The sequence below is a fragment of the Methanobrevibacter acididurans genome (assembly GCF_046197875.1).
GTDB classification, from domain to species: domain Archaea; phylum Methanobacteriota; class Methanobacteria; order Methanobacteriales; family Methanobacteriaceae; genus Methanobrevibacter_A; species Methanobrevibacter_A acididurans.
On sequence record NZ_CP166991.1, the window covers coordinates 1266391 to 1282959 of the forward strand.

The 16569-nt window shown below is 28.1% G+C and carries 16 protein-coding genes and 1 pseudogene; 5 read left to right on the plus strand and 12 right to left on the minus strand.

All coding sequences use genetic code 11. The features are described 5' to 3' along the window. Positions 1–38: 38 nt before the first annotated feature. The 4 genes from ACA135_RS06220 to ACA135_RS06235 all read right to left on the minus strand — a co-directional run bounded on the left by ACA135_RS06220 (position 39) and on the right by ACA135_RS06235 (position 4695). The gene (locus ACA135_RS06220) at positions 39–1679 is read right to left on the minus strand and encodes a methanogenesis marker 3 protein (RefSeq protein WP_409197896.1); all 1641 of its coding nucleotides are present in this window, start codon (positions 1677–1679) and stop codon (positions 39–41) included. Between the two features lie 96 nt (positions 1680–1775). Continuing rightward, a complete protein-coding gene (locus ACA135_RS06225; protein ID WP_409197897.1) occupies positions 1776–2747 on the minus strand; it encodes a methanogenesis marker 2 protein in 972 nt (323 codons plus the stop codon). A gap of 189 nt (positions 2748–2936) precedes the next feature. Further along, positions 2937–4154, minus strand: a complete 1218-nt coding sequence (locus ACA135_RS06230) for a DUF2117 domain-containing protein (RefSeq protein WP_409197898.1) — start codon at positions 4152–4154, stop codon at positions 2937–2939. A 37-nt stretch (positions 4155–4191) separates the two neighbouring features. After that, positions 4192–4695 carry a ribonuclease VapC gene (locus tag ACA135_RS06235; RefSeq protein ID WP_409197899.1) on the minus strand — a complete coding sequence of 168 codons (504 nt, stop codon included), beginning with the start codon at positions 4693–4695 and terminating at the stop codon, positions 4192–4194. A gap of 87 nt (positions 4696–4782) precedes the next feature. On the opposite strand from ACA135_RS06235, the gene ACA135_RS06240 reads away from it, so the two are divergent. Beyond that, the gene (locus ACA135_RS06240) at positions 4783–5304 is read left to right on the plus strand and encodes a molybdenum cofactor biosynthesis protein B (protein WP_409197900.1); all 522 of its coding nucleotides are present in this window, start codon (positions 4783–4785) and stop codon (positions 5302–5304) included. A gap of 15 nt (positions 5305–5319) precedes the next feature. Here the strand turns inward: ACA135_RS06240 and pyrE are convergent, their stop codons facing one another. The 4 genes and pseudogenes from pyrE to ACA135_RS06260 all read right to left on the minus strand — a co-directional run bounded on the left by pyrE (position 5320) and on the right by ACA135_RS06260 (position 8073). Then, positions 5320–5844 (minus strand): orotate phosphoribosyltransferase, encoded by a 525-nt coding sequence (gene pyrE / locus ACA135_RS06245; RefSeq protein WP_409197901.1) that lies wholly within the window; start codon positions 5842–5844, stop codon positions 5320–5322. Positions 5845–5874: 30 nt separating this feature from the next. Beyond that, positions 5875–6111 (minus strand): PRC-barrel domain-containing protein, encoded by a 237-nt coding sequence (locus ACA135_RS06250; protein ID WP_409197902.1) that lies wholly within the window; start codon positions 6109–6111, stop codon positions 5875–5877. A gap of 241 nt (positions 6112–6352) precedes the next feature. Beyond that, positions 6353–6457, minus strand: a pseudogene (locus ACA135_RS06255) (symporter small accessory protein); the annotation flags it as partial. Next, entirely contained in the window at positions 6457–8073 is a 1617-nt protein-coding gene (locus ACA135_RS06260) for a sodium:solute symporter (RefSeq protein WP_409197903.1), read from the minus strand. The gene ACA135_RS06260 and the pseudogene ACA135_RS06255, both read right to left, overlap by 1 nt. Positions 8074–8360: 287 nt before the next feature. Here ACA135_RS06260 and ACA135_RS06265 point away from each other — a divergent pair, with 287 nt between their 5' ends. Genes ACA135_RS06265 through ACA135_RS06275 form a run of 3 tightly spaced genes read left to right on the plus strand, consistent with a single transcriptional unit; the run spans position 8361 to position 10504 of the window. After that, on the plus strand, positions 8361–9662 hold the full coding sequence (locus tag ACA135_RS06265; protein WP_409197904.1) for a phenylacetate--CoA ligase family protein: 1302 nt from the start codon (positions 8361–8363) through the stop codon (positions 9660–9662). A gap of 32 nt (positions 9663–9694) precedes the next feature. Then, positions 9695–10126 (plus strand): ACT domain-containing protein, encoded by a 432-nt coding sequence (locus tag ACA135_RS06270; RefSeq protein ID WP_409197905.1) that lies wholly within the window; start codon positions 9695–9697, stop codon positions 10124–10126. Positions 10127–10186: 60 nt separating this feature from the next. Further along, positions 10187–10504, plus strand: a complete 318-nt coding sequence (locus ACA135_RS06275) for a transcription factor S (RefSeq protein ID WP_409197906.1) — start codon at positions 10187–10189, stop codon at positions 10502–10504. A gap of 315 nt (positions 10505–10819) precedes the next feature. Here ACA135_RS06275 and ACA135_RS06280 read toward each other — a convergent pair whose 3' ends face one another. The 4 genes from ACA135_RS06280 to ACA135_RS06295 all read right to left on the minus strand — a co-directional run bounded on the left by ACA135_RS06280 (position 10820) and on the right by ACA135_RS06295 (position 14644). Then, positions 10820–12313 carry a transposase gene (locus ACA135_RS06280; RefSeq protein ID WP_409197907.1) on the minus strand — a complete coding sequence of 498 codons (1494 nt, stop codon included), beginning with the start codon at positions 12311–12313 and terminating at the stop codon, positions 10820–10822. A 326-nt stretch (positions 12314–12639) separates the two neighbouring features. Then, positions 12640–13053 (minus strand): PadR family transcriptional regulator, encoded by a 414-nt coding sequence (locus tag ACA135_RS06285; protein ID WP_409197908.1) that lies wholly within the window; start codon positions 13051–13053, stop codon positions 12640–12642. Between the two features lie 66 nt (positions 13054–13119). Continuing rightward, positions 13120–13542, minus strand: coding sequence for a universal stress protein (locus ACA135_RS06290; RefSeq protein WP_409197909.1), 423 nt, complete (start codon positions 13540–13542; stop codon positions 13120–13122). Positions 13543–13708: 166 nt separating this feature from the next. Next, positions 13709–14644, minus strand: a complete 936-nt coding sequence (locus ACA135_RS06295) for a 3-hydroxyacyl-CoA dehydrogenase (protein ID WP_409197910.1) — start codon at positions 14642–14644, stop codon at positions 13709–13711. A gap of 379 nt (positions 14645–15023) precedes the next feature. Between ACA135_RS06295 and ACA135_RS06300 the strand changes: the two genes are divergently transcribed. Beyond that, the gene (locus ACA135_RS06300; RefSeq protein WP_409197876.1) at positions 15024–16502 is read left to right on the plus strand and encodes an IS1182 family transposase; all 1479 of its coding nucleotides are present in this window, start codon (positions 15024–15026) and stop codon (positions 16500–16502) included. The last annotated feature ends 67 nt before the right edge of the window (positions 16503–16569 follow it).

Genomic DNA, 16569 nt, shown 5'->3' on the forward strand with positions numbered 1-16569 from the left:
AATTAATCCTTCCTTATATTCTTAAATCATAATATTTATTATTTTAATGCTTTTTTAATACTTTCATCCATCATATCAGTATCTTCAGGGAATTCTTCAGTATCTAATTCTTCTAATGTTTCTTCATCAATATGTTCAGGGTTAACTTCTCGTAGGTAAACTATATCATTCTCTTTTAAACCATGAATATCATTTAAATCAGATACTACTTCACCTATAATATTAGTTCCATCGAAAGGTTCCGCTGTAGGACCAAACTCATCATTATCCTTTGTACGAATTCCAATAATACCAAGATTCTTACGACTCATATTAGTTACCCCAATACTTCCAGCTTTAACAATATCCTTTGGAGTGTTTTCAGGTAAAATACCTTTAGCTTCCCTATCATCACCTGCAAACATGAAAATATGCATATCTTGCACTGCAAAGTATACTTTTAAAGTTCCAATTGGTTTTTCAACTAATCCAGTTAATTTATCAAAGTACCATCTTGTACGTGGAGCCTTATCAGTCATTTTAATAAGAATTAAATCAGTTTTATTTAATCCTTTAGTTTGAACTTTTCCCGCTTTTATAATATCCATTGTTTCATTAGGGATTTGTTCAACTATAATAGCATCATCCTCAGTAACACCAACACGTTCCTGTTTAATACCCCTATTTTTTAATTCTTCCTCAACTTCTTTCTGTGTTTTTGTTAAAGTTTTAATAGGTTCAGGATTAGAATGAATTGTAATAACATCCCCATAACTTGCAATATCTATTAATTCCATACCTTTAACAACTTTACCTATTGTAGTGTGACTATTAACTCTAACACGATCTTCACGATAAATATAAATTTTTCCTTTACCTTTACCAGAATTACGTAAAGTTACAGTACCTCTTTTACGTTCTGTAATCTCTTCAACAGGTTTAGTGATTCCTTGTAACCAAAATTCTCCAATGAAAGAATTAGATTCATAATCAACCTTAATAGTATTATCATGAATAACTGAAAAGAATTGTTCAACAGATTTTGAAGAATTAACATTAGGTTCAACAAGACAATATGTGAATAATTGATTACCTTCAGCTAAAGGTGTGCTTAATTCACTAACAGAAGATGAATCTGTTACAGTACTACGCTCTATAATAGGTTCAACACTAATTATATCATCATCATCAGTTAATTGACGTAAAGTACGAACTCCACCAATAACTTTAGCAAAAACACCATTATTTGTACCTTCAGGAACACCATAAACATTTTCCATATCTTCTTTTGCAAAAATTATATGAGTCGCATCACGACTAAAACCAGAAAGACTTAATAAAACATCTCTATCCCAATATTTATGATTTTCTTTAGATGGAGTAAAATCAGTAGTAACAGGCCCTACTGCAACTTCATTATTACTAGTCCATCTAACACTTAAACCATTAAAATCAGAATAATGAGATTTCCAAAAATCAACTAAAGGTTTAGCTTCAGGAGCATCAGACAATTCTATAATAACACTACCTTTAGGAGATTTAATTTTATATTTATTAATATTCCCTTCTAATTCAGATTGTCCCTTAATTAAACAAATTAAACTACCTTGACTATAAGGAGCATTACTTATATTAATTGCATCCTTTATTGTAGAACCTTCAGGAATATCAACATCTTCACCATTAATTTTAACTAACATAAGTTTCCAAATCCTATTAACTTTTTTTTATTAACTTTTTTTTATAATTAAATTATATTTACCAAAAAAATGTATATACATTAACTTTTCTTTAATTTATAATACGGGATTAACCTTTTGATTAAATAAAACTAAACGTTCATCCTTATATTCAACATATAAAGATTTTTCACTAATTACATCACCAACAACAGACACAGTAAAATCAAATTTAGAAAGCATATCAATAACTCCTTGAGTATTCTCAACAGGAGAAGTTAAAACAAATGCTGCACCAGGATAAGATTTTAACCAATCCTCCCAATCCACTTTAGGATTTCGGGGAATAGATTCTAAACGAACACAAGCACCAACATCAGAGCATTCACATAACATTTCAAGAGTACCTAATACTCCAGGATTACTTATATCTTTACCTGCAGTAACAAGTCCAGATTCACCTAAATCTTTCATAACTTTAATTTGATTTTGAACTAAAGTTTCATCTTTTAAATAAGTAGTATCCCAATTTAAAGGGAAATCATGGTGTTGTCTTCCTTCAATATCTATAGCAACTAATACTTTATCTCCAACATTAGCCCCAAAACTGGTGATTAATTTATCTTTATTAGCAATCCCAATAATTGCCATTCCAATAGAATCAAAATCTGCATCAGGGTGAAGATGTCCGCCAACTAAAGGAATATTAAATTTTTCACAACCATCTTTAATCCCTTTCATAAGCTCATCATAAATTTTATCATGCTTAATTGATAATATATCCACCATTGCTAAAGGTTTTCCACCCATTGCTGCAATATCATTAACATTAACAAGAACACTACAATATCCTGCCCAGTAAGGATTTGTGTTCATCAATTGACCCCATATACCATCTGCTGCAAAAAGTATCACTTGATTATTCCCAATATCAATAGCTGATGCATCATCGCCAAAGTCTAATAAAACATTCCCTGAAATGTTATAAACAGATTTTAGAGAGTCTGTAACTTTACTTATATCATTTTTTCTGGTTACACCATTAAAAGACTGAAGAGATTTTATAAGATCCTTTAAATCCAAAAACATACACCTCATAATTTCTAAAAGATAATAAATTATAAAATTTTATATTAATTAACTATTTTAAAATCACAATTTATATTATTTACTATTTTAGTAATTGTTTCAAAAATTTCATTAATTTTATAAGATCCTTTAAATCCAAAAACATACACCTCATAATTTCTAAAAGATAATAAATTATAAAATTTTATATTAATTAACTATTTTAAAATCACAATTTATATTATTTACTATTTTAGTAATTGTTTCAAAAATTTCATTAAGCTTCAAAGTTTTAAAATCATCCAAGTTACAATCCTTTGGATATTGAATTTCTAAAATTTCATTGAAATTAAAAACTTTATCAAAAATTTCAGCTCCAACAATATCATCATAACCAGATTCTACTTGTATAATTTTAGATTCATTTTTAACAAAACCATGCTCTACAACTTTATCTAAATCCCCATCTGTTATTCCAATAATTGGGACATTAAAACGATAAAGAATATCTGAAGCCACTAAAGTTGTATCATCACCTACAGTAATAACTAAATCATTATCTTTTAGTTTATAAATATCTTCAGCAGCATGATCTAAGTAAGCAATACTTAAAATTGTAGAAGAATTATCCTTGTTTAATACTCGAGGTTCAATATCATCACTTCTGCGAAGTAAACCTGTTTTAATAATTGCAGTATTTAAATCTATTTTCCCTAATTTATCCACACCGTGTTGTTTAATATTCCCTCCAATAATATCTGTAATAATACCATCTTTTGCAACAAGAGTTAACTTATCAGATGAAGATTTTCCAATAACCATTCCATTTACAAGGATATTTTCACCTGGACTTACCCCATGAACTGGACGAACAATACTACCTTTTAAATCTGGAATATTATTAGTAAAATGTTTTAACCTTACATCTTCAGGTGTTACGATATTTAATTCTAATTGACTAGCTAGTTTAATTGCAAAATCATCAGCAGTTAAAGTTTTATATTCACTTCTAGCACCAGGATGTATATTTAATTTAGTTTCATTACCATCCCAAACAATAACACTACCATCATTTTCCCCTGGACGTTCAATTTGTATGACTGGTGTTAAATCATCAGTTAAATATTGACTATAATGATTAAAAACTTTATAACCAAACACTTGACCTGTTGTGGAAGATTTACCATAATTTAATAAGAAAATACAATCTAAATTTTCATCCTTAAATTTCTTTAATGATTGACTAGGAAGTAATTTCTCTTTAATATTTATCACATTTTCAAGGGAAGCATCAATAACTGCAGTTCTTCCCATTGTTCCACCTAGCCTACAATGAATATTACCATAATTTGATAATATATCTAAAATATATAAAGCATACCCTGAATCTATAATATTCGGGCCATGTACTACTACTCCAATTTCCATAAATAATAAACCTACAAAAACAAATTTTCTTTTATAATTACTTTTTTATTCTGCGTTTAAAAAGTGAAGACCCACACACTTCACAATCTTCATAAGGATAATCTTCAGGATAATCCCGTTTACAACCATTACAAGTTTTAACCCAATTATACACACCATTAATACCTTTAGTAATAATACTACTATAAGGAATACCTATAATCTTTAAAACATTCTGTATAGAATAATCATCAGTTAAAACTTTAACATTACTATTAGTATTCTGAATATCTAAGGCTAAAGCTATTAAATTCTTATCCGGTTCAGATAATCTTAAACTATCACCAGATTTTTTAATAATTTCATCTAGTTCTAACTTAAATTTATCATTAGGATTACGGACAATTAAATTACCCTCATCAATTGCTTGATTCAAACGTATTTGAGACTTTAAATCCTTAACTTCATGAGTTATATCAGATACTGTATAATTAACATTATTACCCGGTTCATAACCATTAATAAAAGCAGAAGCATCTAAAACATAAACAACATTATTCATATTAATTATATATAGATAATAAAAAATATATACCTTACTCGGAAAAAATAATTCTAAGAAAAAATTAAGGATAGGATGTAAATAAAAATGATAAGCGAAACAATGGAATCCCATAAAAAAGATAGTCCCTCAGATATAAAATGTGGAATCATCACATTAAGTGATAGTTTAAAAGAAAAAGGTAATGAAGGAATAGAAGAAGATTTATCAGGACAATATTTATTTGAAAGACTAAGTGAAAAATATGAAGTATCCGCATATGTACTTATAGCAGACGAATCAGATAAATTAATACAAGCTATATCTAATATGAATAGTAAAGGAATAGATGTAATTTTCACAACAGGTGGAACAGGACTTGAAAGTAGAGATATAACTATTGAAACATTAGTTCCAAGATTTGATAAAGTAATACTCGGTTTTGGGGAAGAATTCCGTCGAAAATCCTTTGAAAAATTAGGTTCCGGAGCATTACTATCCAGATCAACTGCTGGAATTTATAATAAAACAATCATTTTTGCATTACCCGGTTCACCTAATGCTGTTGAAATGGGTTTAAATTTAATATATCCTGAAATAGGACATCTTGTAAAACATGCAAGAAAATAAGAAAAAATAAAATAATTAAAAAAATTCATTAACACTAATTAAAGGTTCTAAAAGAATATTTGCATCTTCAAATGCCTCAACAGCACCTTCTTCACGGTCAACACAAACAAAAGCTCTACTAACATTACCACCATTATCTTGGATTGCATGTATAGCTTTAAGTAAAGATCCACCAGTTGTAGTAACATCTTCTACAACAATAACATCATCACCTTCACATAATTCACCTTCAATAAGTTTACTAGTACCATAACCCTTTTTTTCTTTACGTATCATAAGTAATGGAATACGTGACTCTAAAGATACAGCAGTAGCTATAGGAACAGCACCTAAAGCAGGTCCTGCAACTTTATCAATATTATCATCACTTATTTTATCAGTAATTAATTTAGCAATAGTTGATAATATTTCAGGATTAGTGATTGCTTTTTTCATATTAACATAATAATTACTTTTTTTACCACTAGCTAGAGTGAAATCTCCCTTTTCAAAAACTTTATTTTCTTTTAAAATTTGAATTAAATAATCTTTATTTGACATAGAAATCTCTTAATAAAAAAAAGTTTTTTTTTATTCCTCTTCGGATAAATCTTTTAATAATATTTTATCCCCAACTTTACTCACCATATCTACAGGAATAATATCTTCACTTTTTTTAATATTCATTTTTTCTTTAATATTGCCTTTATTAATTACTAAACCTGTTATTTGATATGTTTCAGGATCTATTTCAAAATCAACAACTTTTCCAAGTATAGTAACATTTAAATTTAATACTTCTTTTCCTAAAATTTCTTTAGTTCTCATTTTATAAACACAACTCCTAAAATCATTATTTTATTTATTTTTAAAAAACGGTTCTCTTTAATTTAATAATATTATTTTATACATTCTAATTATTTATACCTTTAAAAAAGTTTGACATTATTAAAGGTAAAAAAAAATAATTAAAAAAAAGTGTTAAATTGGAGAAAATATTTTAATAAGAATCTAAATCTTCTTCAGTAATTCCTTTATCCTGAAGACGTTCTTCTTCATCTTCATCCCCTTTATTCCAATTAACAATACCATAAACCACACAAAGAAGTGTAGATAAAATTATTAAAACATAAACACCCCAAATCCATGGATCAGATATACCAAAAACCATCATTAGGATTCCTCCTTAACTTTCTTCTTATTAAAACCTCTAAATGAATTTGTTAAATATTTTTCATCTAATGGTTTTGTGAGTAAGGAAACTACAACTAAAAAGATTATACTAATTGGTAATGCAATTATCATAGTATCAACATAAGGCCAAGGCATAGTTGATATTAACATAGGATAACCAGTTAAGAATTTACAAATTCCTAAAGATGTTGCAGTTTTTCCAAAGACAAATATTAACCAAAACAAACTTGAGAATACTCCAGCTAATATACTTGCAATAGCTCCTTCACGAGTTGCACGCTTCCAATAACATGCCGCCAAATAAGCAGGAAGGAAAGAAGCAGCACAAACACCAAAGAATAAACTAGTACCTAAAGCTACTATACTTCCAGGTAGGGATAAACCTATAATAAGAGATAATACTATAGCTACAAGAATACCTATTTTAGAAAATGTAGTAGATAAATTATCAGATAACTTACGTTTATGTAAAGTTTCAATTATATCATGCCCTAAAGCGGTTCCTTGAGTATGATACTGACCACTTAATGTACTCATGGAAGCTGCAATCAATGTTAAAAGGAATAAATATACAAACCATTCAGGCATTGCCATGGAAATAAATGTAGGAATTATTTTATCAATATTACCTGCAACCATATTTACTGCAATTTTTCCAAAATTATCAAAGAAAAACACATTAGAAAGGGATCCAACAATATATGCAGTAGTTGGTATTAATGCAATGAAAACTCCTCCAATTAAAATAGAACGATTTAATTCTTTATCAGATTTCACTGTCATAAATCTTACTGCAAGTGATGGTTGTGCAAGTGCACCAATTCCAACCCCTAAAATTGTAGTTGTTACAAGATTCCACCAATAAGGTGAAGATAATGTAGGGAAAGAAGTCCATCCCGTTCCCCCATCAGCCGCTGCCGCAGCTGGATATAAATGAACCATATTAGATAAAGCCATGTTTGCATGAGATACTCCACCTAATTTCGCATATACAAATACAAGTAAAATAGCCATACTAACAAACATTATAGTTCCTTGAAGAGCATCAGTATACATAACTCCCTTAATACCACCATAGAACACATACACTGCAATAATTAAAGATAAAATCAGAAGTGATAAACTAAAATTAAGAGCTAAACTAGTTTCCATAAATCTAGCAGCACCAATAAGAACAACTGCAGCATATAATGGCATACCACAGAATATAATTAAACCACTAGCAACTTGTATAAAACGACTATTAAATCTACGACCTAAAAATTCAGGAAATGTAACACTACCTAAATTATGTCCAATACGACGTGTTCTTTTACCGAGAAATGCAAATGCTATAAATATTCCAACTATAACATTTAACCATGCTAACCATAAAATTCCCATACCATATTTACCAGCAATTCCCCCAAAACCAACAATAGCAGCCGTAGATATAAATGTTGCCCCATAACTTAAAGCCATAATATAAGAATTAGTATCACGACCGGCTATTAAAAAGTCTTCTGAAGAATTTGTTCTTTTATAAGCAAGATAACCTATAAGGATTACCATTATAAAATATATTGCAAATATTGCAATTAACAAAGAATAATTCATAAAATTTTAACCTCATATACATAATAATAAATAAAAAAACTATAAAAGATGAAAGCTACTAAAAATGTACATTTAATTATTTCACCCCAAAAAAATAGGTAGTACAATATAAAAGAATTAACCATCATTTTAAGTTATTAATAATTTATAACTAAAATAATATTTAAATATTCTATATAATATATTAATAATTCAAAAATTTATAAACATTAAATAATAAAAATAAATAAAGTTATAAAATTAAAGATTCATGTTTTAAAAAAAATTTTTATATGAGGATAAAAAATATGATTTGGAATGAAGCCGCAGAATGTATGGACGAAGAAGATAAAAAGGAATTACAATTATCATTACTACAACAAACCGTAAAAAGAGCATATGATAATGTACCTTTCTATAAAAAATTATTAGATGATGCAGGGGTAAAACCTGAAGATATAAAAACATTGAAAGATATTGAAAAAATACCATTCACAACAAAAACTGACCTTAGAGCAGCATACCCATTTAAAATGTTTGCTGTACCAGATGAAGAAATTGTGGAAATACACACATCTAGTGGAACAACAGGAGTACCAACAGTATCAGGTTACACAATAAAAGATTTAGATATATGGGGAGAAATGACTGCAAGAGGACTTGGAATGTGTAATGCAACCAAAAAAGATAGAATCCAGAATTGTTATGGTTATGGATTATTCACTGGAGGTTTTGGAATACATTACGGTGCAAGAACCGTAGGATGTACTGTAATCCCAATAAGCGCAGGAAACACAAAAAGACAAGTAGATACCTTATTAGATTTCCAAAGCACAATATTAACATGCACTCCCTCATATGCAGCATATATCGGAGAATACCTTAAAAAAGAAGGTTACAAACCAGATGATATAAGCTTAAAATATGGAGTATTCGGAGCAGAAATGTGGACCGAAGAAATGAGAAAAGGAATAGAAAAAAGTCTCGGAATAACAGCATTAAATATTTATGGACTAACTGAAGTAATGGGGCCAGGAATAGCAATAGAATGCCCAGAACAAACAGGACTACATGTAGCAGATGATCATTTCTACCCAGAAATTATAGATCCTAAAACTGGAGAAACATTACCAGATGGAGAAAAAGGAGAATTAGTACTTACAACTTTAACACGGGAAGGTTCACCAATAATCAGATTCCGTACAAAAGACATAACCACTTTACATAAAGGTAAATGTGCTTGTGGAAGAACAAGTTGTAAAATAGAACGTATAACTGGAAGAAGTGATGATATGCTTAAAATTCGTGGAGTTATGGTTTTCCCATACCAAATCGAACGTGCATTATTCAAAACTGAAGGCATAGAACCAACCTATCAAATCCATGTAACAAGACCAGGATTACTTGATGAAATTGAAGTGAAAGTAGAAGCATCACCAGATATGTTCTCAGATGAAATGAAAGAATTAAGCACACTTGAAAACACATTAAGTAAAAATATACATAATGAAATAGGATTAAGAGTAAATGTAACACTTGTTGAACCAGGATCATTACCTAGAAGTGAAGGAAAAGCAATAAGAGTAATTGATGAACGTAACTTTGAATAAGGAAAAAAATAATTTTTAAGGGAATGAAATTTATGAAAATAAAACAACTATCAGTATTCATAGAAAACAAAGAAGGTAGACTTAAAAACGCATTAAATGTATTATCTAAAGAAAATATTAATATTCGAGCATTATCTGTAGCAGATAGTGAAAAATATGGTATACTCCGTTTAATCGTGAATGACAACGAAAAAGCAAAAAAAGCATTAGAAAAAGAAAATTTAATTGTGAAAGAAACAGAAGTTATTGTAGTTGGCATACCAGATAAACCTAATGGATTAAACCACATACTTGAAATATTAGAAAAAGATGGAATTAATGTTGAATATATTTATGCATTCGTAAGTACAAAAGCAGATGAAGCAGTAGTAGTTATGAAAATTGAAGACATTGAAAAAGGTTTAAAATTATTAAAAGAAGCAAATTCAACAATCTTAACTAGAAAAGATATAAATAATTTATAAATAAAATTAAACCTTTAAAATTTTTTTCAAAAGATACACCTGAATGGAGCTTAATAAAACATGGAATTCTGCCCTAAATGTGGAAAAATGCTAATTCCTAAACATAATCAAGTAAAATGTAGCTGTGGATACAGTAAAAACTTAAACAAAAAAGATATAGAAGAACAGTACACGATGGCTGGAGAAAAAAAACATAACGAAGAAGTTGTTTTAATTGATGGTGATGTTGTAACCTTACCAACAACAAAAGGAAAATGTTTTAAATGTGGAAATACACAAATAGCTTGGTGGATGCGCCAAACAAGAAGTGCTGATGAAGCACCAACTATTTTTTACAGATGTACAAAATGTGGAAACACTTGGAAAGGACATGACTAAAAAAATGGGAAAATTAATTAATTATTAATCTATTTTTTCCTACCTACCACTTTTTTTAGAGTCAAATATATATTAAAAAATAGTTTTAAAAAAAATGGGAAAAAGGGGCTGTCCCATAAGTGAAAATTTTTTTTAGAAAAAATTGAGGGGATGTGCTGTTTTTGGGTGTATTTATGTTAATTTTACACTTGAAATAGCACCTAACCATTTTTTTAATTAGTAAACTTCTGTTTATTAAGTGTTGATTTATTTAATTGTAGATTAGATTAAATAGGTTTGTTATTTTTTTTATTTATTTTATATGTGATGTTTTTTTTAAATGAGTGTTGTGTTTAAATTTTTATGTATTTTTTGTATGTTGTGTGCTATTGCTTTAAGTGTTAATTCGTGTTTTGCATTTTTAAGGTGTTTGCGTTCTACTTTTTTGCATTTATAATTTTTTTTAAGAGATCCGAAGTATCCTTCACTTAAGGGTGCTCTTTTTTGATACATGTTTTCCCCTAGTTTTGAGTTGAAATCTTGTCTTAATTTACTCCGTAATGGGTGTTCTCTGTCCATTATTTCCCGGACTCTGCTTTTTGTACAATCATTGTGGAATTTACAAATTTTACACATACTGGTAGAATAAACACGATAAGACACATTATTAATCTTTCGATTATGCTGATAATTTAGTATTTGGTTTTGTGGGCAAATATAATTGTCTTCCTTTTCATTATAAATGAAATTAATTTTACTATAGCTTTTTATTTTATTTCCTTTTTTATGTTTCATGCTTTCCACTCGATTTGGGATTAATGGTATGGAACCATTAATGAAAGCGTGTTCTAGTGCTTGATTGTTTAAATATGCATTATCTGCTAAATAAAATTTTGGTCTTTGACCTAAATTTTCTTCAACCATTTTCATCATTTTAAGCATCTGATGATGATCAGTTGGAGCTTGAGTTAAATACTCAGCAACCACCATTCCATTGTGACTATCCACTGCAACTTGATAATTATAGTTTAATCCCATTTTATCCTCTTTATCTTTCATCCAACGTGATTCAGGATCCGTGAAACTAATCGTATGCTTACCATCATAATTTTCTTTTAAAAAAATTAGAAAACCCTTAACATAGTCTAATTTACTTTTACTAATTAAACAAGTTTTTAAAAGTTTTAAACCATTCTTATTCAAATTTTCATCTATTTTATCCACTAAAGGTTTTAAATCTAGGCATGATTTACCTTTTTGAATGTATTTTCTTAATTTAAACCATGTACTGTTCTTACTTTTCTTATCTGAATATTTTTTAATCAGTTTTTCTAGGAAATTTATTTCCTCAATTTTTATTAAATTAAAATTATTAGCATTTGCCTTTAAAATAGTCCCATCAACCGCAACACAATTATTATCAATCAATTTAAGTTTTAAACCCAAAAACACAGTATAATAAAATAATTCACCAATCAAAAACTTATTATATTTAAAAAAACGTGAAATAGTTGATTTACTAGGCTTCTTATTATTTAAAATATAATTACAAGACTCATCATTATTATCTAACCAATCAGCTAATTTCCTACAACTTAAAACATTATTAAAAACACCCCAAACAAACAAACCCAATAATTCATCAGGCAAATACTTTTTAGGACGACCACGACCCATATTAAAATCTTCAAAAAAAGAAGGAAAATCCTCTTTAAACTTACTCACAATAAATTTAACAGTAAAAACCAAACCCTCATCCTTTAAATTATATCCAGGAACATTTAAAATAAAATCAGCCTGCAAATCAGCTTTAAAACTACAACAAACCATAAATTAAAACCTATCCGTACTTTTTTCAATTTTGTATAAAAAAAAAATTTTAAAAACCACAAAAAAACAGTGAAAAAACCAAAAAATTTAAATGCCACAAAACACATAAAAAAGTAATGTGGATTTGGTTTTTGTTTTTTGTCGTTATTAAACTATTTATCAATCCACACATTTATAATTAACTATTTCTAAACGATAGAATAACTAAAACAACTTCTATCAATCAAAATTTATACAAAATAAGAAAAATAACAAAATCAAAAAAGTAAAAAAAGAAAAAATTAATTATGGGACAGCCCCAAAAATAGAATATTTATTCAATAAAATTATTTTAGACATGTAAATATATAATCTTGAACAATATCTCTTTTAAAATTCTTTTGGAAATCATGTTTAACTGTTTCAAAAACCCTGCTTCCCTTAGAAGTTAAATTATAAAATTTAACTTGATGATTATTATGCATACCTTCATGACTTTTAAGTAATCCTTCTTCTTCCATTTGATTTAATATGGGATAAACTTTACTATGACTAACATTTTTAATTAAACCAGCTTCAATTTGGGGTTTAAAAAATTCATCTATTTTTTTCATCAAATCGTAACCATGAAGAGATTTTTTTGAAAGATTCCATACAATTAAACTTCTCATTATACCATTAGAAATATTTTTAATTAGGACTTTATTTTCTTTAAATAATAAATGTGTTTCATCTTCATTAATTAATTCATCATTCCTCATAGTAAATTCACCATTAATAATATAGAAATTTTCATATCATTAATTTAAATTTTTTTTATAGAAAATTTAATTACGTACTAATAATACATCAGTACTTGCAGTTACAACAACTCTTTCAGCTACACTTCCTAATAAAAACTTTTGAACTCCACTTCGTCCAGATCCGGATATGATAATTAAATCTACATCATCTTCTTCAGCTACTTCAACTATTTTTTCAGCTGCAAAACCTACAACAACTTTTGTGGTGATATTACAATCTGAATCAAATTGTTGTTTCATGTGTTCTACATTTTTTTGAGCTTCTTCATAGAATGTTTTATTTATATCATCAATATGTTCTTTTTTTTGGAATACATAAGGGACTAATTTATTAGCAACTGATAATATAATTATTTCCCCATTGGGATTTAATACTTTTTTTACTCTTGAAATTTCTTCTTCTGAATATTCTGAACCATCTGTAGGTAATAAAACTTTATCATACATATTTTTTTCCACCTTAATTTTTTTTATTATCCTTTTATTTTAAGGATAAAAGTTAACATGTATAATTTTATACATGTTGATAAAAAAACCTATAGTTTAAATAGTATATAAAATTAACGAAAAAAAAAGAATAAAAATAAAAAAAAGAATAAAAAATATTTAAAATTTAATATTTATAAAATCCTTCACCAGCATTAATACCAGTTTTTCCAGCATCAATTTTCTCTTTAAGCATAGCTGCTATTTTTCCCTCAATAGTTTCAATATCAGATGCATTAGGGTTCATAATAACAATATTATAAGCAGTAGTTAAACCTACAATATCTAAAATTCTGAAAGGTCCAATAGGTGCACCTGTAGCAAGTACCCAAGTTTTATCAATAGTTTCAGGATCAGCTACACCTTTTGCATATAACATTTCAGCAGCATTTAAAAATGGAACTAACATAGAGTTAAGTATATAACCAGGTTGTTCTTTTTTAAGTTGTAAAGGAACCATACCAATTTTCTCAGCAAAATCAACCACTATATCATAGTATTTTTGATCAGTACCAGCATGCCCCATAACTTCTGCAGTATTATTCTTCCAAATAGAATTTGCAAAATGTAATGCAAGATATTTTTCAGGACGACCAGTATACTCAGCAAATGCACTAGGAAGTAATGTAGAAGAATTAGTAACAATAATAGTTTTATCCGGAATATTTTTAGCTAATTCTTGATAAAAAGGAATTTTTTGTTTTGGATCTTCAGCAATTGCTTCAATAATTAAATCAGCATCATTACCTGCTTCAGCATAACTTGTAGTTAAAGTTATATTATCATATGCTAATTCAGCTTTATTTTTCAATTCATCGATTTCATCATCAGTTAAATCTTTTTTATCAGTAAACCCATTACAATATGCACTTGGGTCTGTTTTCATTTGTTCAAGAGTTGTTAAATATATATTTTTTACTCTTTCAAGTTTAGGTTTAGCTCTTCCAATAGATCCTTCACTTCGTAACCAAATTGTTACATTGAATCCTTTAAAAGCAGTTTGAAAAGCTATTTGACTACCTAAAACTCCTCCACCTGCAACTACTATATTTTTCATACTCATTTATTAAACCTCCAGCAATTATAAATAAACATGTAAACCTAGGTTTTATAAGTATATAAAATAATATGATTTGATTTTTTAATGAATAAAAATATAAAAAATAGAAAAAATTGCGAGAGGGTTGGCCAAAAATCGATTTTTTAATTTTTTGTAATACTTTTTTTTATTTTATTTTTTTAGTTATTATTTTTCATGTTTTTTGTTTTTGTTGTCATTTTTGGGTGTGAATTTTTTTTTCATGTGTTTTATTTTCTTGGTATTGTTTTATATTAATTTTTTGTGTTGTTTTTTTTATTTTAAGTGTTTTTAAATAGTTATATTTATATACTAGTATTTATATATATTAATATTAATTATTATTAATTTGTTGGTGTTAGTTATGGATATTGAACAGTCTAGTTTTAAATTGGAGCGTTTAGATGATGATATTCCTAAGGATCATCTTTCTCGTTTTATTGTGCGTTTTGTTGATGAATTTTTCCCAGTTTTAGAGGTTGAAGAAAACATGGGAGGAAAGGGTAGGCCTGTTTTACCGGTTCGTGAAATGTTTAAATTAATTATTTATGCTTTTAATGAGGGTGTTACTAGTTCTAAAGTTATAGAAGATCATGCTAAGTATCATAAAATTTATTTATATGTTTCTAATGGAATTAAACCTTCTCAAAGAAGTATTCGAAGATTCATCCGTGATTATGGTTATTTGTTTAATGTTTTTATTGGAAGTACTTTACTTTTTGCAAATGAATTAGGAATCACAGATTTTAAGCATATATCCATTGATGGGACTATTAAAAAAGCATACAACTCTAAATTTAATGTTTTACATGAAAAGGACATTAATACTTTAATTCAGTATTATAGTGGATTAAAGTTACCTAATAAGAAAATTAAAAAGCTCCCACGTCCAGCACGTAATTTGATTGAACGAACAGATTTAAACAATGAAGATAAATTAGAATTATTATTTGAGTTACAAACTCAATTAAAGATGTCTGGTCAAAATACAGTACCTGTAAATGATGTTGAAGCTCGTTGGATGCATAATAAACAAGGATTAAATGAGGTTGCATACAATGTTCAAAGCGCTGTAGACACCGTTTCCAAACTTATTTGTGCAGTAAAAGTTTCACAAAAACCAACAGACCATTATGAATTACCAGAAATAGTGAAAAATGCAATAAATAACATCAACGATGAACCGGAATATGTAAGTGCAGATACAGGATACCACACCGAAACTAGCTTCCAATACTTAGAAAAAAATAATATTAAAGGATTAATACCAGATAGAAAACAAACTCGAGAAAACACAGGAAGATTAAGTGAAAACCCATTCCATAAAGACCACTTCAAGCATGATCTAGAAAAAGACACTTACATTTGCCCAAATAAACAAGAACTACCTTTCCAACAAGAAATCAAACATTACTTAGAAAATGAAACAAAACCTTATAAAATCGAAAGAAGATATTGGAACTACAATGCATGCCAAGACTGCCAGGATAAAGAAAAATGCTACAAAGGAACACAAAGACAAATAACAGAATTCACAAGTAACACAGCCCTAAAAATGAAAAAACAAATGGAAACAAAAGAATACAAAACCATGTTTAAAAAAAGATCAAGCACAGTAGAAGCACCATTTGGTACACTTAAAACCTACTACCACATAAATGAACTACCAACAACAGGAATACAACACACAGAACACATACTAGCACTACAAGCACTAACATACAACCTAAAAAGACTAAACCACATAATCAAAAACGAATACGACGAAACAGACAACATAAACCAATTCATAGAAAAAATAGGAGCAACACTCAACCTAAAATGCAAAACCACAGAAAAATAAAAAAAAGTAATACCAAAAAATATCAAAAATTATTTTTGGCCAACCCTCTGCGAATAAAAAAAATAAA